This window comes from Deinococcus apachensis DSM 19763, assembly GCF_000381345.1.
GTDB classification, from domain to species: Bacteria; Deinococcota; Deinococci; order Deinococcales; family Deinococcaceae; genus Deinococcus; species Deinococcus apachensis.
Map to the genome: position 1 here is coordinate 108,337 of NZ_KB906407.1, position 19,111 is coordinate 127,447.

Below are 19,111 nucleotides of genomic sequence, written 5' to 3' on the forward strand. Positions count from 1 at the left end.
GATGACGTAGGGGCCAGCATCCGTGATGCTGGCCCCTGTGCTATGGGCCGTCCACTTCCTCCCTGGACCCGACACTTCCCCACCTGGTTCGCGCCCTTCTTGGTGCAGTTCCGCCACCGGGCACAGCGAACCTGGGCCCCTTTGTAGGTGCGTGGACTGTGCAGCGCCACGTCCCGGAAAAGCATGCAACCCCGGGCTGCGGTGGTGGCGCCTGGGAAAGCAGACCCTATCCAGCAGTTCATCACCGATAGCCCGTGGCTGACCAGGCCCCTGGAGACCCTGCTCGCCCAACGGGCTCAGCAGATGCTGGGTGGGCAACACGCCGTGTTGACCATCGACGATACCTGCCTCACGAAGTTCGGCAGCAAGTCGGTGGGCGTCGCCCGCCAGTACTCCGGACAGGTCGGGAAAATCACCACCTGCCAATGTCTCGTCTCCTTGACCCTCGCTCAGCACGAGTTGCCCGTTCCCCTCGCGTGACGGCTCTTCCTGCCACAGGAATGGACCAGCGATCCAGCTCGCCTCAGAGCGGCTGGTGTTCCGCTGGAACACCAGCCACCACAGACCAAGTGGGAACTGGCCTTGAGGGAGTTGGACCGAGTGCGTGAACACGTCACCTTCGACCTGGTGTTGGCGGATACTGGGTACGGCGTGAACGCTCACTTTCGGCAGGCGTTGACCGAGCGAGGACTGCTGTGGTCGGTGGGCATCACCCGCTCGCAGACGGTCTATTCCAAGGACGCTCCGCTCCACTGCTGAGTGAAAGGACTGGCTATGACCGACCGTCCGACTCTCAGCGTGAGCGTCCACTCCGCGGCTCTTCCCACCGTGCAGGCCGAGCTGCAAGTGGTGCATGTCTCGCCCAGCGGCATCGTCAACTTCCCGAACCGCAGCGCCTTCGAGATCACCCACCTTCCCGGGTCGTCGGATGTCTTCTCCAAGACGCGGGAGTTCCGGGTCGACCTGGGGGAACTGAAACGTCGGCAGGGGGACCAGATCGGCCACCTGTACGCCGTGACCATCTTCAGCTCCCCGCGCTCCCTGGTGCTCCTCGACGGCATGGTGCTGGAGGTGAGGGCTCCGGGCGTGGAGGCCACCTCGGCGATGAAACTCAATGACCATGCGGTGCTGCTGGGCATCTGGTGGCAGAACTGGGCGGGGGAATGGGCCTTTGAGCATGTAGGACAGACGCTGGACACCCAGAACGCGACCTACCAGGCCATCTTCCTCACCGGCAGGTACGCCGAGCGGTTCGCGGAGCGGTAGCCAACAAAAACAGGCGACCGCTGGGGTCGCCTGAGGGGTGCGGGTGACGGGGCTCGAACCCGTCCGGGGCCTGCAACCGGCCCGCTCGCGCGTCCGTTTTGAGCAAGGTGGACGCCTCCCTTCACCGGAAAGACCTGGGTGGCTGAGCCACCGGGCGTGGGAGGCGGCTTGGTCAGGGCCTCAACCGACGCGCGGGTCCTTCTCACTTGTTCACCGCCGACCGACGTACGCCAGGGGCGGGCGAAGAAGAAGGGCGGCCTGTGGTCGCCCTTGATGTTGAAAACAATAGCGTCTTATGCACGCAAAGTCAAATTATGCGACTGAAATGCGGACGAAAGTCCGCATACTCAACGGCACCTTGGCACGTCCGGAACGAGATTTTCCCTTCCGTCCGAACCCCGCCGAAAAACGTTCCCCGTTCCAGCGCCCGCCGAGCATCCCCTGCCCATGCAACACTGCCCCCTTGTTCCTGCTCGGGCTACCCCACTGCACGTCGTCCTGGACGGGCTTTTCGGTTCACCTGAATCTCGTCCGCATTTCAGTATGCAGGGGGTGGGGATCAGAGGTACGTGTACAACGTCTCCCGGCTGATTCCGAAGTCGCGGGCCACCTTGGCCTTCGCTTCCCCGGCCCGCATGCGCTGCCGCAGCTGCTCCACCTGGGGGTCGGTGAGGGCCTTCTTGCGGCCCTTGTACACCCCGGCCTTCTTGGCGACCTCGATGCCCTCGCGCTGGCGTTCCCGGATGAGGGTGCGCTCGAACTCCGCAAAGGCTCCCATCACGTTCAACATCAGGTTGGACATGGGGGAGTCTTCACCCGTGAAGGTGAGGCCCTCTTTGACGAACTGCACAGCCACACCCTGTTGAGGGCGGCCCCTGACTGAGGACGCCGTTGTGGAAGGTGTTGTTCCCCGCGCCGATCTGCACCTCCGCCGTCAACCGTCGCCGCTGTTCCTCGTTCATGTTCGATCTACCTCCCTCTACGGTCATCTGCTGAAGCAGGCCGACCAGCCGGGGGCCGATCTCGTGGGTCCGCAGGATTTGATTCACCACCACATGGCGCAGGGCACTCAGAGGCATCTCGGAGTACTCGGCCTCCTCCGGGTTCCGGGTGCTGCACGAGGGTCCGGCCCCCGAGTTGCCCAACAGTCCACAGACCGGAGGTGCCGTCGTTGAGCATGCCGGAGAGCAGCACGCCGATCACCTGTACGCCGTACGCCTCCGCTGCCGAGCGGAAGAGGACGTCGATGGCGGGACGGGCGAGATTCTCCTTCGGGCCGCGCGACAGATGGAGGTGGTCGTCCACGACCAGCAGGTGATGATCGGGGGGAGCGACGGCAATCGACCCGGGCTGGAGGCGGTCGCCATGCCGGGCGTGGCGGGCGGGGAGGGGTCCGGCGTGGGTGAGCAGCTGGGGCAGGTAGCTGGGCTGGTCAGCGAGGGTGTGGACGACGAGCAGGAGGGGGGCGGGGAAGTCGGGCGGGAGGACGGGGACGAGCTTGAGCAGGGCGGGGAGGGCGCCAGCGGAGCCACCGATCACGATCAGGGGAGGCGGCATGGCTCATGGTGAAGCGTGGCGCAGGGCGGCGGGGTAAGCGTGGCCTTCACCCACTGCCCCTGCCAGGAGAGGGCGCTGAGCGTCGATTGCCGCATGACGGCTGGCGTGACCCCACAACCTCCTCGCCGTGAGTGGGCGAGTCGCCGGATCCGTCTTGTCCCCGCTGCTTCGCTCTGTCAGCGTGAGCGCGCCGGAAGATGGACCGGCGCGCCATGCCTGCCACGCTCGCGCTGTGCCCCACGGAGGTCGCCACGTTCTGGGAGTGGGGGTATACCCCAGTCTGACGAGGTTTCCTTCTTGACGGCTTCAGAGGCCAGGAATCTGCCTGGGTCCTCCGCTGGGCCTCCACAGGAACAACCGCCACGCGAAGGCCAGGGTCAGCCCCGTCAACGCCAGTACCACCCCCCACATCACCCCGGGAAGTTCCCCCGCCACCATCGCTCGACCTAGCGACGCCCCCGCTGACAGGAAGCACAGCAGGTTGCCCAGCCCGACTGGCCGCCCGTAGATCCCCCCGATCGGGTTGCCCCGCCCCCACCAGTTGATCACGCCCAACCCGAGCAACCCGCCCGCGGCGAGTTGCGCCAGCACCTCACCCCCCGCGGACGGCACCCCCAGCCACGCGGCCACGACGTCCGCGGCGAACAGCAAGGGCAGGCCGAGCGCGAACAGCACAACAGCGGTCACGGTGAGGAGCAGGCGTCCAGCAGCGTCTTGGGGCATGGCGGCACCTTGTCGTACCCTCTACTTGCCGTGCAAGATCAACCGGGAAGTAGACCCTACCGCGTTCAGAACCGCCTCCAGGCCGAACTCTTGATGGACCGCGCGTGGCTGCGCCTCCTCGACGTGTTCACCCCGGAGGCCCGCGGCATCGCCGACGCTGCCCGCGTGCTGGGCGTGACGACCGAATGGCTGTACAAGCGGGTGCGTCGCCTGCAGCGCGCCGGGCTGCTCACCGTGCAGGACACCCGCCCGCGTGCCGGCCGGGCCGTGCGGTTGTACCGCGCGGCCTCTGACGCCTTCTTCGTGCCGTTCTCCCTCGTGCCGCCCGAGAGGGTCGGGCGGCAGAACCGCGCGCGGCACCTCGACCTGTTCGAGACGGCGATCGGGCGGGCGTTCCTTCGGGCGCCGTTCGACCAGCAGGGGTGGGGGTTTGTGACGGAGCGGGCACCGAATGGGGATGTGTCCTTCCGGATCATGCGGGAGGACGGGGTGCGGTGGGCGGAGTTGGGGGAGGCGGCGCCGGTGATGGTGAGTGGGTGGCACCTGCTGCACCTCACACCGGGGGAGGCGCGAGACCTTCAGGGGGAGTTGCGCGGGCTGCACGAGCGGTACGCGCGGCGCACGGGTGAGGTGCCATTTCTGCTGGGGATCTTCCTGGCGGACACGTCGAACGTCCCGGGGCTCGAGCACGCGCGCGGCGACAACGTCGACACGTGAGGGAGGGGGCGGCCCTCTCCTGAGGGTGCGTGGCCTTTCAGGGTGGGAGCGGCGTAAGCATTCGCTGGGTCTACCTCGCCTTGACGCCCTGCGTTCCAAGGCGGGCAGAGTGAGCAGCAGGCGCCAGGGCGCTGGCGCCTGCTGCTGCCTTGTTCATCCGTCTGGGAAGACCTGTTCTCAGACCGAGCCCTCAGGGGACGCGCCCTCCCCCAGTGAAGAGTCCCAGAGCGGCAGGGTTCGGTGGAGTGCACGCGTTAGCGGGCAAGGAGAACGTCACTGGGAGACGCGAGGTGGGTTCGTTTCAGCCAGGCAATGCCGTAGCGGGCGGCGCTGTCGAGTCCACCGGAGGGGCTGAGCGGGCTGATGATGACCTGAGTGTTCAGGCCAAGCTCCGTCAGGGCGAGCCGGAGGGGTTTCCAGTCGCGCAGCGCTCCAAGGACCCCAAAGGATGAAGTGCCGAGTGGGCGCTTTGTCATCGTCCGGGACAGGGGAAGGGTCAGGAACCCGAGGCTCCCGCTGCCTGCCGCTCGGCTGAAGTCGCCCCCCGTCCCGGACGGCGCAGGGTCACCGCGCCGAGCAACACGAAGGCGGCCCCTGTCAGCGCGGCGCACAGCAGAAAGACCGCCTGATACCCAAACGCCTGCGCGAACGCCCCCGAGACGATGCCGGACAGGACCGCCCCCACGCTGTTCGTGTTGGTGTACAGCGTCAGGGCCGTCCCCGTGCGGCCCGGCATCAGCTCCTGGAAGTACGCCATGCCCAGGGTCGTCGTGACCGCGATCACCGCCGCCCGCACGAGTTGGGCGACCGCCAGCAGCCATACCGCCGGGGCGAACGCCATCAGCAGGAAGTACAGGACGAACAGCGCGAAGCTCAGCGTGATCAGCCGCTCGTTCGAGAAGCGGCGGGAAAACAACGCGAAGCTGAGGATAAAAGGAATCTCCAGGAAGGCGCACAGCCCCACCAGAAACCCGACCGTACTTTCCGGCGCGTGCAGCCCGTCCGTCACGTGCAACGGCAGCGCGATGAAGCCCATGTTGTTCGACACGCCGTACAGCACGAAACTCAGCGCGACCAGGGCCAGGGGCCTGCGCGCGGGGCCTCCGGGAGTCGTGGCCGCCGCAGGGGTGGGAGTCTGCCCCGCCGTCCGCGAGCGGATCAGCAGCAGCGGCAGGCCGACCGCCAGGTAAAAGGCCGCCGTGGCGAGAAACAGGCCGGTGAAGCCGCTTGCCGCCAGGATCACGGCGGCCACCGCCGGGCCGAGCATCCAAGCCAGCGAGAACATCGACCGCAGCGTGATCATGCCGCGCTCGGCCGCCTCGGGGCCCGCCGCTCCGAATTCCCGCCGGGCGAACGCGAACAGTTGCGGAAAGGCGCTCGTGCCGGTACCCAGACACAGGCAGGCGATCAGGACGAGCGGCACGTAGCTGCGGGTGACGCTCAGTGACACGAAGCCCAGGGCGGCGGCCGTGACGGCAAGCAGCACCAGGCGTTTGTTGTTGGCCCGGCGGTCAGACCAGCGGGCGAGCCCGGTGCTGATCAGGATGCCCCCCAGGGACAGCAGGGTCATGAACACGCCCAGGGCCAGGGGCGACATGTGCGCCTCGTTTCTCCCGAAGAGCGGCAGGTAGGGCATGGCGAACGACGCGGCGGTACCCAGCAGCAGCGCGGCGACGGAAAAGTTCGGAAAACGGGGCATGTGGCGCAGGGTGCTGAGCGCCCCGGATGGGAACGACATGGACGGGCTCCTGGGAGGTGAAAGGCGACAGATCATCGGACGGGGCCCCTCGGGAGTCCCGTCGGCACTTCAAATGGGAGCGGCACGCTCGCTGAAGACGAGCGCGCCGCACGTGCCATCCACCCTACCGCGGTGGCACGCCAGAAAGCTCGATGTGGAGTGAACTCAGCCTGAAGCGTCGTCAAACCTGATTGCCAGACCGGGGCACAGCCACGGTTCACGTTCTCAGGTCGCCCTCACTCCTCACGCAGACCGCGGGGCCACCGCCTCGTGAGCTGTGGGGACAGGACGGAGCCACCCCAGCAGGAGCCTCCCGGCTGACTTCCGGACGATATGGGGAGCGGAGCCACCGGGATCACAGCATGATTCGGTGCGTGGCCAGGCGTGGGCTGACCGCGGCTTCACGGTCCGTTGCTGTCGCGCACGCTGCATTCCCTCAAGGGAGACCGTTCCTCCCCAGTGGTGTCTGCCGGTTCTCAGCGGCCCTGAGACCAGACCGTTCAAACGTAAGGCGGGAACAGTTCCTGGGCGCCCTTCCCGCTATCCTGCCGCATCTCATCGACAGGAGGTCAACGCTTGAATGCATCTGATTTGAGTGGTACGTCCTGGACCGCCGGAGTGCGGTTCTAACCATCCAACTCTGTTGCTCCGGCTTGATCTGAGCTGGAGACATGGGGAGAGAGCGGGCCGGAATCTTCCGACCCGCTCTCGCTTATCCCACGCCCGGTGGCCCAGGGACTCTGCCTCGCTCACATCGCCGGAGAGGCAGAGCCCGCACTTCCAGGCTGGCGGTCCCGAACGCTCAGCGCAGGGGCTGGATTTGCAGCAGCGGGATGTCGACCCCGGGGGGCCGCGTGAGGCAGAACAGGACCGCCTCGGCCACGTCCCGCGGTTCGAGCATCTCCAGCCGCTTCTTCCTCTGCTGCTTTTCCTCGACTGGAACGTCGATCATGGGCGTATCCACGAAGCCCGGCTCGATCAGGCTCACCCGGATGCCCTCCGCACGGACCGTCCTCCCCAGCGCCATCGAAAAGCCCCGCACCGCTGACTTCGCCGCCACGTAAGTGGCATACGGCCCATCACGCACCTCGGCGGCCAGGGATCCGACGTTCACGATATGCCCGCCATGCTCGCGCATCCGGCGGGCCGCGAGGTGCGCACAGGTCACGTACCCGCCCGCGTTCACCTGCATCAGGTGCTCGGCCCCCCGGGCGTCCTCGTCCCAGAAGGGCGTGCCGCGCACGGAAGCGTTGTTCACGAGCACGTCCAGACCGCCCCAGCGGTCGATCTCCTGGAACAGCCGGTGGAGGTCATCCAGCCGGACCGTATCGATGGGGAGGCCCTGCACCTCGCCCCCGGCGGCGCGCAGGTTGTGGAGTGCAGCTTCCAGGGTGCTTGGCCTGCGGCCGACGACGAACACGCGGGCGTGCTGCCGAACGAGCAGGTGGGCGACGGCGAGACCGATGCCGGTCGTGCCGCCCGTGATGAGGACGCGCCGACCCGCCAGGGGTGGGCTGGGGGCGTGGGGGATCTGGTCGGGCATGAGTTCTCCTGAATTGCGGTTCGGGTGAGAGGGCCTCACTCCTGGCATACGGGGCGTCTGCGGACCCTGGAGGGCGGGGCGCGGCCACCGGCCCCAACCCCTCGCCCGGGAGAGCGCCCGTCGGGGCCCAGGGCAGGCGGCCCGGCAGCCGCCGCACCTTTAGCCTGTCTCCTGCTGGCGGCTCATCCCCTCCGTCTCAGCGGGAGGTTTTCGCTGTCTCCCCGGCCACTGAAAAGGGGCGTCGTCTCCCCAGAAGCCAGACGCCCGCCCCCAGCGCAGCGAGTTCGGCGGCTCCCCGCAGGGAGGGGCGGGGCAGCCACCTCAGGGCGCTGACGGCCAGTCGGGGCGGCGTGTCCCGCTGGGGAGACGATGCTGCGTGCGCCGTCTCCACGGGGAGAGGGCCGACCCCCGCGAACAGGTCCCGCATCGCCCGGGCGAACGGGGCGAGGTCCTGCGGGCCCCGGCTGGAGACCCAGTTGCCGTCGCGCACGACCTCCTGGTCCAGCCACGTTGCCCCGGCGTGAACGAGATCGTCGCGGATGCCCGGCCAGGAGGTCAGCGTCCTGCCCCCCACCCGGCCCGCCGAGGCGAGCAGCCACGGGCCGTGGCACAGAGTGGCGATGGGCTTTCCGGAGGCGTCGAACGCGCGGGTGAACTCCCGGGCGGCCGCGGATTGCCGCAGCAGGTCGGGGTTGATGAAGCCGCCCGGGATGAGGAGCCCGTCGTAGTCCTCGGGCCTGGCCTCCTCCAGGGTTCTGGACACCCGCACGCGACCGGCGGGTTCGTGAAGGTTCATCCCGCGAATCCGGCCCCGGCGCAGGGAAACGATGTCCACGGCCGCGCCCGCGGCCCGGAGGGCGGCCACGGGAACCGTCAGTTCGACCTGCTCGAAGCCGTCGGTCACCAGCACTGCAATGCGGCGGTCACGCAGTTCCCGGGCCATCAACCTTCCCCGGATGGTGAGGAGTCGGGGTGGTTTGCGCGGAGGAGCTCTGGCCTCGCCTGAACTGGGGACGTCATAGGGCCATGCAGTCGTAGACGAACCAGCCCGTCCAGCAGCGGGAGGCTCATGGGGCTGTAGACCCAGGCAAGCGGGCGCAGGGCGTCCTCGTTCCACAGGAAGGCGCGCAGCAGCTCACCAACCCTGGCCTCCGCCGCCCTGCCGGAAAGCGAGGTGGGCAGATGGGGACGGAGGCTGACCACCCCCCTGTCCTCCCACACCTGGAGGTGGGGGACCTGGGCGCCCTGCAATGGCTCTTCCAGGGAGTACACGCGGCGGTCACGTGCCGCCCGGGTCATCAGGTGCTGGGGGCGCTGATGCACGAAGTCCCAGCGGAGGTGCGACAGGCACAGCAGGTCCGGGAGCGGTGTCACGAGACGCTCCTGTCCAGCCAGCCACTCAGGCTACCCGCTGGACCAGCCAGGTAGCGCCCCAAGGCGTCCTCCAGGCTGGGCAGCAGTTGGGCGCGGTGGCTCCTGAGGGCGCTGTAACGGGGCCGAGGGGCCACCCACCCCAGTTCCCGGCCGGGAACTGGCCGGACGCGGTGCCGGGGAAGCCCGGCCGCCTCGGCGAGGGTGCCCGCGAGTTCGGCCCAGGTGCTCTCGCCGCGGTTGACGAGGTGCCACACGCCCTGTTCGCCGTCGATCAGCAGGTCGAGGCTGGTGTGCACCAGGTCGGGCAGGTACGTCGGGGAGAAGCGGTGGTCCTGGTCGAGAGAGACCGTTCCGCCCGCGCTAAGCCTCCGGAGGGTGTTGACCAGCGGGTCCTCGGACGTGCCCGAGCCGAACAGGGCGGAGCTGCGGATGATCAAGGCTCCGGGGTGGGCGGCGAGCACCTGACGCTCGGCCTCCAGCTTGGCCCGGCCGTAGGCGTTGATGGGCGAGGGCCGGTCGTGCTCCTCGTAAGGCGCCTGGCCTTCCCCGGCGAACACCTGGTCGGAGGAGTAGGTCAGGAGTTCGACCCCTCGCGCCGCGCACGCCCGGGCCCAGGCCGTCAGGCCGACCGCGTGGGTCTGCCAGAACTGGTGATGGTGGCGCTCGGCCTCGTCGATGTGGCCGTACCCGGCGGCGTTCACCACCGCCCAGGGCCGCTCGGCCCGCAGCAGGTCCAGGGCCCCGCCCTGCCCGCTGACCTCCAGCGCCGAGGGCGGCAGCAGCCGGTACGCCAGCCCGCGTTCCTGGCACAGCCGCACGACCGCCTGCCCGAGTTCCCCCGCGCCCAGGATCAGCAGGGGCCGGGCGGTGCAGCCCAGCACCGCCCCTTGGGGGGCCGTGCCCAGCGGCGAGTAGTGGAAGCGGTCGGGCCGCTCCCAGAACCCGGGCGAGCCCAGCGTGGGGTGGTGGGGCGCCCCGCCGGTCGCCCGGGAACACAGGAGCCCCGCCAGCGCCGTGGGACGCGGGGTGGTCGAGCGCACGTCGAAGGCGCCCGGCTCGTAGTGGCCATGAAAGCCAGTGTGCAACCGGTTCCAGTCGAAGCTCCCCAGGATCGCCCAGGAGGTCACGGCCCGGATGTCCGCCCCCTGCGAGCGGACCCGCTCGGCCGCCCGCCAGAACGTTTCGAACCAGCGAAGCTGCTCCTCGCGGGTGCTGTCCAGGTGCGCCTCCGTGATGGCCACGGGCCGGCGGTAGCGTTCCCAGGTCTCGCGCAGCAGGGCCTCGATCCCCGACGTATTGTGGTAGATCCTTACCGCTTCGATGTCCGCGTGGGTGGCATTGCGGTGGTGCTCGCGGTACCGTTCCCGCCGCTCGTCGAGGAAGCGCTCGCTCGTCACGTAGTAATCCACGCCGATCACGTCGGGCGGGCAAGGATTGGCCCGGAACCAGTGCAGGTCTTCGGGGGTCACCCCCGAGGCCAGGAGGTAACCCCACAAGGCGTGCTCCTCATCCACCCGGCCGCACAGCAGGTCGTAGGCCAGCCAGCGCCGCTCGTTCTGAAAATCGGCCTCGGCCTGCATGGCCGGGGTGGCGTGGGCCTTGCCCAGGTCGTCGGTCTGCACGAGTTCGGCGTCCGGCTGCACCTCGCGGATCGCCCGCATGGCGAGCACGGTGCCGCGGCACTCGTTGAGGAGCGCCCGCACGAAGCTCGCGTCCGAGGTGTGGTGTGGATACCAGACCCCGTACAGGCCGCTGAAGCGGGCGGTCGTTAGGGGCTCGTTGACCGGAGTGTAGGCGCGCAGCCAGGGATACCGCTCGGCGACCTGCCGGGCGTAGGCGGCGAGTTTCTCGGGAAACTCCGGGTCGAGCAGGCTGGTGTAGTGCGGCCCGCTGCCGTGGTGGAGCAGTGTGGCGATGGGGGTGAGGTCCAACTCGCGCAGACGCCCCAGGCGTTCGTCGGTCCAGCGCCAGTCGAGCGAGTCGGGGGACTCGGGCGCCACTTGCTCCCACAGCACCGGGTAGCGGATGCGGCGCGCGCCGAGTCCGGCGAGCAGGTCAAGGTCCCCTGGCCGCTCGGCGTGGCCATTGACCACGAGCTGGTCGAGAAAGGTCTCGCCCACCCGGTTGAGGGTGCACTCCACCCCGATCCACAGTTCGAGCGGGGGGCGGACGCTAGCGGGAAGGTCGCTCATGGCGCCCCCGGGCTGAAAAGAGCGTGTTGTTCCCACCCACGAGGGCGGGTGTGGTCTTCCCCGAATCGGAGACCAGCAGAATCGCCGAGCAGGGGTGAAGGAACGTGGGCGCGGGCCGACATTCGAACCAAGGCTTCAGGTGCCTCAGAACCTGGCGCAGAAAAGGCATGTGGGGAAGTCTGGCCAGGAGGAAAGCTGCCCGGTTGGTATCCACCTAAAGCGAACTTCCCGGCTTTCTACGGTGGGGTGTGAGTCAGATGAAGCATCACGCGGACCCACCGCCAGGCGGCCCCTGGACATCCCGTCACCCACCTGCTCCTCAACCTTTTGAAGGCGGGTCCCGCGCCCCGGGCTCGTTCTCGTGACCCTTCACGGTGGTGTGGCCGGAAACGGCTTTTTCGGGGGCTGGAGTGGCCGTTCTGCCAGCGTCGCGCTGACCTCCTCCTCTGCCTGGTGCCGGGCAATCCACTCCGGCTGTTCCTCCCCCGTCAGGGCAGCTTCATCTGCTTGAAGGTGTGTGTGAGGGCAGGTTAAAAGCTGGCGCACACGAGGGGCATGTGGTGTTCCGACGGGCGCTCTAACGTGACTGTTGCCCGCTTCGGCCCATCAACACTTCCTCTCAAGGAGACACCACCGTGACCAGCAATCCGTCCACCCCTGGTGAGTCACTGGGCTCGCCGCTCTCGACCACGCCCCAGCGGGTCCTCGAAAAGCAGGTGTACCGCGGCCCGAACGTGTTCGGCTACGAGCCGATGATCCGCTTTCAGCTCGACCTGGGCGCGCTGGAGGAGTATTCCTCGAACAAGCTGCCCGGCTTTACCGACCGCCTGCTCGACCTGCTGCCGTCGCTGGAAACACACGGTTGCTCCTATCGCGAGCCGGGGGGCCTGATCCGGAGGTTGCGGGACGGCACCTGGCTCGGGCACGTGACCGAACATGTCGCCCTCGAACTCCAGACCCTGGCGGGGCGGCGCGTCACCTACGGCAAGACCCGCTCGGTGCGGGGACGGCCCGGCGTCTACAACGTCTTGTACGCTTACAAGGAGGAGCGCGTCGGGCAGATCGCGGGCGCGGTCGCGTTGCGCCTGGTCAACAGCCTGCTCCCCCCCGAGTTGCAGGGGGTGGAGGGTGTCGGGCAACTGCTGCCCGCCGGGGTGAGCAATATCGACCCCGACTCGCCCTTCGACTTCGGCGCCGAACTCGCCGAGCTGCGAAGATTGACGAAGCGCTTCACGCTGGGGCCGACCACCCAGTCCCTGGTGAGCGAGGCCGAGCGCCGGGGCATTCCGTACCTGCGGCTGGACGACGAGAGCCTCGTGCAGCTTGGCTACGGCAAATATCAGCAGCGGATTCGCGCCAGCATCACCAGCCTGACGCCCCACATCGCCACGATGACCGCGAGCGACAAGGACCTCACCAAGCAACTCCTCGACCGGGCCGGACTGCCGGTGCCGCAGGGCGTGGTCGTGCGCGACGCGGACGAGGCGGCCCGGGCGGCGCGGCGGTTGAAGGGGCCGGTCGTCACCAAGCCTTTGGACGGCAACCACGGGCGCGGCGTCTCGCTGAACCTGACCTCCGAGGAGGAGGTCCGAAAGGGCTTCGAGGAGGCGAGGCAGCACAGCCGCGATGTGGTCGTCGAGCAGTATTTCCCCGGCAACGACCACCGCGTCCTGGTGGTGAACGGCGAGGTGATCGCGGTCGCCGAGCGCGTACCCGCCCACGTCGTGGGGGACGGTGGGCGCACCATTGCCGAACTTGTGGAGGAGGTCAACCAGGACCCCCGCCGCGGCGACGGCCACGAGAACGTCATGACGCGCATCAAGCTCGACGCCCATGCGCTGCAACTGCTCGCCCGATCGGGACGCTCGCGCGAAACGGTGCTGGCTCAGGGTGAAATGGTATTCCTGTGCGACACTGCGAACATCTCCACTGGGGGCACGGCCGTGGACCGCACCGACGCGGCCCATCCCGAGAACATCACCATCGCCCGCCGGGCCGCGCAGGTCATCGGCCTCGACGTGGCGGGCATCGACCTCATCAGCCCGGACATCACCCGCTCGGTCCACGAGACGGGCGGCGGCATCGTGGAGGTGAACGCCGCGCCCGGCTTCCGGATGCACCTGCAACCCTCCGAGGGCCAGCCACGCAACGTCGCCGCGCCCGTCCTGAGCATGCTCTTCCCCAGGGGCACGCCCTGCCGCATGCCGATCATCTCCATCACCGGCACCAACGGCAAGAGCACAACCTCGCGCATGGTGGCGCACATCCTGCGGCAGGCGGGGAAGTTGGTCGGCCTGACGACCTCCAACGGCATCTACATCGACGGCGAGCAGATTCTCAGCGGCGACACCACCGGGCCGAAAAGTGCCAAGGTCGTCCTGAGCGACCCCAACGTGGAGGTCGCCGTGCTGGAGACCGCGCGCGGGGGCATTCTGCGCGAGGGGCTGGGCTTCGACCGCTGCGACGTGGGGGCGGTGCTGAACATCCAGCCCGACCACTTGGGCCTCAAGGGGATCGAGACGGTCGAGGACCTCGCCTGGGTCAAATCCCTGGTCGTCGAGGTGGTGACCGAGGGCGGAACGAGCGTCCTGAATGCGGACGATCCCCTCACCCTGCGGATGCGGAAGAAGGCGCGGGGACGGCTCGCCCTTTTCTCCATGCGGGGCGGGGACTCGTGCTCGCCAGAGTTGCAGGAGCACATCTCCGGGGGCGGGACGGCGGTCGTGCGCGAGCCAACCGCGCTGGGTGACGAACTCGTGCTGTACGAGGACAGCCAGCGCATCCCGATCCTGCGGGCGCGCGACATTCCCGCGACGCTCGGCGGCTTCGCGCAGGTGAACGTCCAGAACGCGCTGGCCGCAGCGGCCATCGCGGTTGCGCAGCATGTCGAGCTGCCGGTGATCCGCACGGCGCTGAGCACCTTCACGACCTCCTTCGAGCAGAGCCCGGGGCGCCTGAACCTCTACGACGGCCACCCCTTCCGGGTGATCCTCGACTACGCCCACAACCCTTCCGGACTGGAATACCTGCGCGACCTCGTGGGGCATATCCGCCCCCCGCGCGGCCGGGTGATCGGCGTGATGGGGGTGGCGGGCGACCGCCGCAACGAGGACATGCGCCGCATGGGTGAACTCGCCGCCGGAGCTTTCGATGAGCTGATCGTGCGCGAGGACGACCTGCGCCGGGGCCGCCGGGTCGGGGAGGGCGCCCGTCTGGTGACTGAGGGGGCCCTGGAGGCGGGGCTCTCCCCCGAGCACCTGCACACCATCCTGTCCGAACCCGAGGCGGTGGACTTCGCGTTGCGCCAGGCGCGGCAGGGCGACCTGGTGGTCATCCTGGTGACGGAGGTCGAGGAGACCTGGCGGCAGATCCGGGACTTCGACAGTTCCGGGGTGCTGCCCAGGCCGCCCGGGGAGCCCAGTCACCAGGGGGCTTACCATGACTGAGCCGGGGCCCCGCTGGGCGATCATCGTGCACGGGGGCGCCCACGAGACCCCGCCCGGGAAGATCGCCGCGAGCCGAGCCGGGTGCCTGGCCGCCCTGACCGCCGGACGCCGGGTGCTGGAGGGCGGCGGCACCGCGGTCGAGGCGGTGGAAGCGGCGATCCGGGTGCTGGAGGACGACCCCACCTTCAACGCGGGCTATGGCTCGGCGCTCACCGCGGACGGAACGGTCGAGACGGACTCCGCCCTGATGGACGGGAGCACCCTGGAGGTGGGCGCGGTTGCGGGCCTGGTCGGTGGGCGCCATCCGGTCAGCGTCGCCCGCCGCCTGCTGCGCGAGAAGGAAATCCTGTTGACCGGGGAGGGCGCCCACCGCTTCGCCGCTACCCACGGGGCCGAGTTGTGCGCGCCCGAGGAGATGATCTCCCCCGAGCAGCGCGAAGCCTTCGAGAGTCACGACACCGTGGGCTGCGTGGCTCTCGACCTGCACGGCCACCTCGCGGCGGGCACCTCGACCGGGGGCCTGACCGGCCAGCCGGCCGGGCGGGTGGGCGACTCGCCCCTTGTCGGCTGCGGCTTCTACGCCGAGGACGGGGTGGGAGCCATCGCCCTGACTGGCGAGGGGGAGAGCCTGGCGCGCTGGATGACGGCGGCCCGCTTCATCCAGCGCCTGCCCAGAACCACGCCCGACGACGCCCTGCGCACCGTGCTGGAGGAGATGGGCGAGCGGGTGGGGGGCACCGGGGGCGGGATCGCCGTCACGCCGGACGGACAGGTCGGGTGGTGGTACACCAGCCACGACATGCCCGTCGCCTACATGCACGCGGGGCTGACGGAGCCCCGCGTCTATCTGAAGAAAACCGAGGAGCAAGCGAATGACCAACCCTGAAGAACGCGGGGCCCGCCCCGGAAACGGCACCCTGATCATCATCGGCGGCCACGAAGCCAAGGAAGGACGGCGCGAAATCCTGAAGGAGGTCGCCCGGCGAGTGAAGGGGGGCCGCCTCGTGATCGCCACCGTCGCCTCCCACAAACCGGAAGGCTACTTCGAGAGCTATCAGGAGGGCTTCGACGGCCTGGGTGTCGGCGAACTCGTCGAGCTGTACGTCGAGGAACGCCACGAGGCCTCGCGGGAGGAGAAGCTGAGGCTCTTCGAGGGGGCGACCGGGGTGTTCTTCTCGGGCGGGGACCAGCTCCGCATCACCAGCCAGATCGGGGACACGCCGCTGGAGGCGCACATCCGTGAAGTGTACGAGTCGGGCGGCGTGATCGCGGGCACCTCAGCAGGCGCATCGGTGATGTGCGAGACCATGCTGGTGAAGGGCACGAGTCAGGAGTCTTACCGGATCGGCGACCTCCAGATGGCGCCCGGCCTGGGTTTGATGCGCGGCGTGATCATTGACCAGCACTTCGCCGAGCGTGGGCGGATCGGCCGCCTGCTGGGCGCCGTCGCGCAAAACCCGCGGGTCCTGGGCATTGGCATCGACGAGGACACCGCCATCGTGGTGCAGGACAGCCACTTCACGGTGATCGGCAGCGGCGGCGTCTATGTGGCGGACGGAGCGGGCATCACCCACTCCAACATCGTCGAGGGGCGGACCGAGGACCCCCTCTCGCTGTACGACGTGCGCCTGCACGTCCTCTCGGCCGGGGACGCCTTCGACCTGGAAGGGCGCAAGCCGGTTCCAGCCCAGGCGCTCCAGGAGGCCGTGTCCAGCGACTGAGTCCCCGTCCAACTCGAACTGCTCTGGCCGACCGGGGAGGAGCCTGCGGGCACGCCTCCCCGGTGCTTCACCCCCATTCACGGAGACCTTCAGCATGTCCCAGCCCTTGACGACCGCCCTCGACGCCGCGCGCCTGCGCCAGGACTTTCCGATGCTGACCCAGACGGTGGACGGCAAGCCGCTCGTGTACCTGGACAACGCTGCCACGACCCAGAAGCCCCAGGTCATGCTCGACCGCCTGCTGGAGGTGTACAGCACCGGCTTTGCCAAGGACGCCGAGCAGCACACTTTCAGCCGCCAGGTCACCCAGCAGATTGAGCACACGCGTGCCCTGGTCGCGGGCTTCATCCACGCGCCAAGAGCAGAGAACGTGGTCTTCCTGCAAAACGCGACCGAGGCCCTGGCCGTCGTCGCGGACGGCTTCGCCCAAGCCGTTCTCGGGCAGGGCGACGAGATCGTTCTCACCGGGCTGGAACACCACGCCAACATCATTCCCTGGCTGATCGCCTCGCAGCGCACGGGCGCACGGATCAGGGTCGCGCCCGTGAACGACGCGGGGGACGTGGAGGTGGAGGCGGTCACGTCCCTGCTCACCGACCGGACGAAGGTCGTGTCCGTCTCGCACGTCTCCCATGTCCTGGGGACGGTGCTGCCGGTGCGCGAGATCACCGAGGTCGCCCACGCGCGCGGCATCGCTGTGGTGGTGGACGGCGCGCAGGCCACGCCCCACCTGCCGCTGGACATGGGGGACATCGGCTGCGACTTCTACGTGATGTGCGGGCACAAGACCTACGGCCCGACGAGCGTGGGCATGCTGTACGGGACGGACGAGTGGCTGGACCGTCTCGCCGCGTGGGAGGGCGGCTCGGACAACGCCTCGGAAGTGACCTTCGAGGGCTGGCAGCCCAAAAAACCGCCCAAAAAGTTCGAGGCGGGGACGCAGGCGCTCGTGGACATCATCGCCCTGGGCAGCTCGCTGGCGTACCTGTCGGGGATCGGGATGGAGCGCATTCAGAGGTCCGAGCAGGACCTGGTCACGGAGATGGTCGAGCGCCTGAACGGAGTGGAAGGCGTGTCGGTGCTGGGGTGGCCGCGCGAACGGGCCGCGCTGGCCTCCTTCGTGGTCGAGGGGGTGGGGGACCCCAAGGAGGTCGAGGAGTTCCTCGACCGCGAATACGGCGTGGCGGTGCGGGGAGGCGACCTGACCGCCCAACCGCTGATGAAGCGCTTCGGCATCCCTGGAGCGGTGCGCGCCTCACTCGGGCTGTACAACACCCCGCAGGAGGTGGACACGCTCGTTCAGGGGGTTGAGCAGTTCGTGCAGGCCAGGCGCTGAGCACTCCGGCGTCCCAGGAGCTGGAGGACGGACGCTCACCGGCGAGCGGGCGCCGGGAAGGAGGGGGACACCCAGTACGTGCGGCGGGCGGGGACGCTGACCACCTCCAGGTCCGGCTCCCCGCCCACACCGGGTGAGTAGCGCAGGGCCGTCAGCTTGCCGCCGAACACGCAGCCCGTGTCAATGTTCACCGTGCGGTTCAGCCAGCGCACCTCCGGCACCGGCGTGTGCCCGTACACCACCAGCGCCGGGCCGTGATACTCCGCCGCCCAGTCCCGCCGCACTGGCAACCCGAACTCGTCGCGCTCGCCGGTCGTGTCCCCGTACACCGCGAACGCCCACGCCCGCTTGTTCTTTCTCCCCTGCAAGTCCTGCTTCAGCCCCACGTGCGCCACCACCAGCCGCCCGTGATCGAGCAGGAGGTGACTCGGGAGGCCCTCCAGGAACGCCCTCACCCGGCGCCGCAACGACATGGGCTCGTGGAACAGTTGGTCGAGGGTCAGGGCGAGGCCGTTGTCCACGCTGACCCGGTGCCCCGCCAGCTTGCGGCGCAGCTTCTCGTCGTGGTTCCCGATCACGCACCGCGCCTGCCCCGCGTCCACCATGCCCATTACCAGCCGGTACACTGCCGGGGTGTCCGGACCCCGGTCCCCCAGGTCACCCAGGAAGACGGCCCGGTGCCCGGCGGGGGGCGTGACGGTGAGGTCCGGCCCGACCACGTAGCCCAGCCGGTTGAGCAAGTCCAGCAGTTCCTCGATACAGCCGTGGATGTCCCCCACGAGGTCGAAGGGGCCAGTCTCGCCGCGCCGGTCGATCAGTTGGGCCGGGTCCGTTGGGGGGATCGGGTCACCCCCTGGCAGCGCCAGTCCGTCAAGGCATGGGTGTTGAGGGAGGCAGCAAAGAGCACCAGGAAATAGGTCCGGTCACGGCGGAACCGCAGCAGGCCGAGCCACGCGGGCAGCCCGAGGTACAGCAGGAAACTCACGACTTCCAGGCCCCGATGCGCCCGCAGGGAAAGGCGGCGCGACCAGTGGAAGGGGTACGGGTCGTCGGTGGCAGACCCGAAGAGAACCCCGGCCCCCGCCAGCCCGGCCGAGACAGGCACGCTGGCCGATTGCAGGCACAGGATGCGCGGGGCGAGCAGCATCACGAGCACCAAGGCGAAGTCGATGCGGGCATGCCGGGCAGGTGAGAGTCCCGGCCAGCCGGGGGTGTCCCGAGGTTTGTGGGTTGGGGTTCCGGAGTGATCACCGGGCAGGAAGGCGTCCTTCGAAGACGATTGTAAAAACGTTCAAGGCCGAGCGCCAGTCTTTGATCGGACCCGACCACTTCGCCGACGCCCGCTGGATCGCCAGATACAGCACCTTCAAGGCCGCGTCCTCACTCGGAAACGCCCCCTTGGTCTTGGTGACCTTGCGCAGCTGGAAGTTCAGAGCCTCCACGCAGTTGGTCGTGTACACCGCCCGGCGAATCTCGGGCAGATAGCCGAAAAACGGCG

General features: G+C 68.8%; 19 protein-coding genes and 1 pseudogene. 7 read left to right on the forward strand and 13 right to left on the reverse strand.

The window, feature by feature from the left end:
* Positions 1-42 precede the first annotated feature (42 nt).
* Both F784_RS27180 and F784_RS0114590 read left to right on the forward strand, forming a co-directional pair.
* Positions 43-750: pseudogene (locus F784_RS27180) on the forward strand (IS701 family transposase); the annotation flags it as partial.
* 24 nt (positions 751-774) lie between these two features.
* Positions 775-1,266, forward strand: coding sequence for a hypothetical protein (locus F784_RS0114590; RefSeq protein ID WP_019587467.1), 492 nt, complete (start codon positions 775-777; stop codon positions 1,264-1,266).
* Positions 1,267-1,825: 559 nt separating this feature from the next.
* On the opposite strand, the gene F784_RS23255 is transcribed toward F784_RS0114590, so the two are convergent.
* From F784_RS23255 to F784_RS0114605, 4 genes are all read right to left on the reverse strand, one after another.
* Entirely contained in the window at positions 1,826-2,122 is a 297-nt protein-coding gene (locus tag F784_RS23255) for a recombinase family protein (protein ID WP_425387113.1), read from the reverse strand.
* Positions 2,079-2,345, reverse strand: coding sequence for a hypothetical protein (locus tag F784_RS26640; protein ID WP_169405692.1), 267 nt, complete (start codon positions 2,343-2,345; stop codon positions 2,079-2,081). Before F784_RS26640 ends, F784_RS23255 begins: the two co-directional genes overlap by 44 nt.
* Entirely contained in the window at positions 2,236-2,823 is a 588-nt protein-coding gene (locus tag F784_RS27850) for a chemotaxis protein CheB (protein WP_083939229.1), read from the reverse strand. The genes F784_RS26640 and F784_RS27850 overlap by 110 nt, the downstream gene beginning before the upstream one ends.
* 306 nt (positions 2,824-3,129) lie before the next feature.
* Positions 3,130-3,546, reverse strand: coding sequence for a hypothetical protein (locus F784_RS0114605; RefSeq protein WP_019587470.1), 417 nt, complete (start codon positions 3,544-3,546; stop codon positions 3,130-3,132).
* A 30-nt stretch (positions 3,547-3,576) separates the two neighbouring features.
* Here F784_RS0114605 and F784_RS26275 point away from each other — a divergent pair, with 30 nt between their 5' ends.
* On the forward strand, positions 3,577-4,263 hold the full coding sequence (locus tag F784_RS26275; RefSeq protein WP_157465273.1) for a hypothetical protein: 687 nt from the start codon (positions 3,577-3,579) through the stop codon (positions 4,261-4,263).
* A 254-nt stretch (positions 4,264-4,517) separates the two neighbouring features.
* Here the strand turns inward: F784_RS26275 and F784_RS0114615 are convergent, their stop codons facing one another.
* From F784_RS0114615 to F784_RS0114640, 6 genes are all read right to left on the reverse strand, one after another.
* Complete coding sequence (locus F784_RS0114615; RefSeq protein WP_019587472.1) at positions 4,518-4,739, reverse strand: hypothetical protein; 222 nt, start codon at positions 4,737-4,739, stop codon at positions 4,518-4,520.
* A 20-nt stretch (positions 4,740-4,759) separates the two neighbouring features.
* On the reverse strand, positions 4,760-6,001 hold the full coding sequence (locus tag F784_RS0114620) for a sugar efflux transporter (RefSeq protein WP_019587473.1): 1,242 nt from the start codon (positions 5,999-6,001) through the stop codon (positions 4,760-4,762).
* Positions 6,002-6,803: 802 nt separating this feature from the next.
* On the reverse strand, positions 6,804-7,544 hold the full coding sequence (locus F784_RS0114625) for an SDR family oxidoreductase (RefSeq protein ID WP_019587474.1): 741 nt from the start codon (positions 7,542-7,544) through the stop codon (positions 6,804-6,806).
* A 196-nt stretch (positions 7,545-7,740) separates the two neighbouring features.
* Positions 7,741-8,487 carry a type 1 glutamine amidotransferase domain-containing protein gene (locus tag F784_RS0114630; protein ID WP_019587475.1) on the reverse strand — a complete coding sequence of 249 codons (747 nt, stop codon included), beginning with the start codon at positions 8,485-8,487 and terminating at the stop codon, positions 7,741-7,743.
* Positions 8,487-8,918 carry a glycosyltransferase family protein gene (locus tag F784_RS27190; protein ID WP_019587476.1) on the reverse strand — a complete coding sequence of 144 codons (432 nt, stop codon included), beginning with the start codon at positions 8,916-8,918 and terminating at the stop codon, positions 8,487-8,489. Before F784_RS27190 ends, F784_RS0114630 begins: the two co-directional genes overlap by 1 nt.
* Positions 8,915-11,110 (reverse strand): family 1 glycosylhydrolase, encoded by a 2,196-nt coding sequence (locus F784_RS0114640; RefSeq protein ID WP_019587477.1) that lies wholly within the window; start codon positions 11,108-11,110, stop codon positions 8,915-8,917. The genes F784_RS27190 and F784_RS0114640 overlap by 4 nt, the downstream gene beginning before the upstream one ends.
* A 635-nt stretch (positions 11,111-11,745) precedes the next feature.
* Between F784_RS0114640 and cphA the strand changes: the two genes are divergently transcribed.
* The 4 genes from cphA to F784_RS0114660 all read left to right on the forward strand — a co-directional run bounded on the left by cphA (position 11,746) and on the right by F784_RS0114660 (position 17,613).
* Complete coding sequence (gene cphA / locus F784_RS0114645; protein ID WP_019587478.1) at positions 11,746-14,556, forward strand: cyanophycin synthetase; 2,811 nt, start codon at positions 11,746-11,748, stop codon at positions 14,554-14,556.
* Positions 14,549-15,442, forward strand: coding sequence for an isoaspartyl peptidase/L-asparaginase family protein (locus tag F784_RS0114650; RefSeq protein ID WP_019587479.1), 894 nt, complete (start codon positions 14,549-14,551; stop codon positions 15,440-15,442). The genes cphA and F784_RS0114650 overlap by 8 nt, the downstream gene beginning before the upstream one ends.
* Positions 15,429-16,277 (forward strand): cyanophycinase, encoded by an 849-nt coding sequence (locus tag F784_RS0114655; protein ID WP_019587480.1) that lies wholly within the window; start codon positions 15,429-15,431, stop codon positions 16,275-16,277. The genes F784_RS0114650 and F784_RS0114655 overlap by 14 nt, the downstream gene beginning before the upstream one ends.
* Positions 16,278-16,371: 94 nt before the next feature.
* Positions 16,372-17,613, forward strand: coding sequence for an aminotransferase class V-fold PLP-dependent enzyme (locus F784_RS0114660; RefSeq protein ID WP_019587481.1), 1,242 nt, complete (start codon positions 16,372-16,374; stop codon positions 17,611-17,613).
* Between the two features lie 35 nt (positions 17,614-17,648).
* Here F784_RS0114660 and prpE read toward each other — a convergent pair whose 3' ends face one another.
* From prpE to F784_RS27710, 3 genes are all read right to left on the reverse strand, one after another.
* Complete coding sequence (gene prpE / locus F784_RS0114665) at positions 17,649-18,392, reverse strand: bis(5'-nucleosyl)-tetraphosphatase PrpE (protein WP_019587482.1); 744 nt, start codon at positions 18,390-18,392, stop codon at positions 17,649-17,651.
* 35 nt (positions 18,393-18,427) lie between these two features.
* Positions 18,428-18,772, reverse strand: a complete 345-nt coding sequence (locus F784_RS0114670; RefSeq protein WP_019587483.1) for a hypothetical protein — start codon at positions 18,770-18,772, stop codon at positions 18,428-18,430.
* Between the two features lie 88 nt (positions 18,773-18,860).
* On the reverse strand, positions 18,861-19,111 hold a 251-nt coding region (locus F784_RS27710), incomplete at its 5' end, for a transposase (RefSeq protein WP_019585512.1).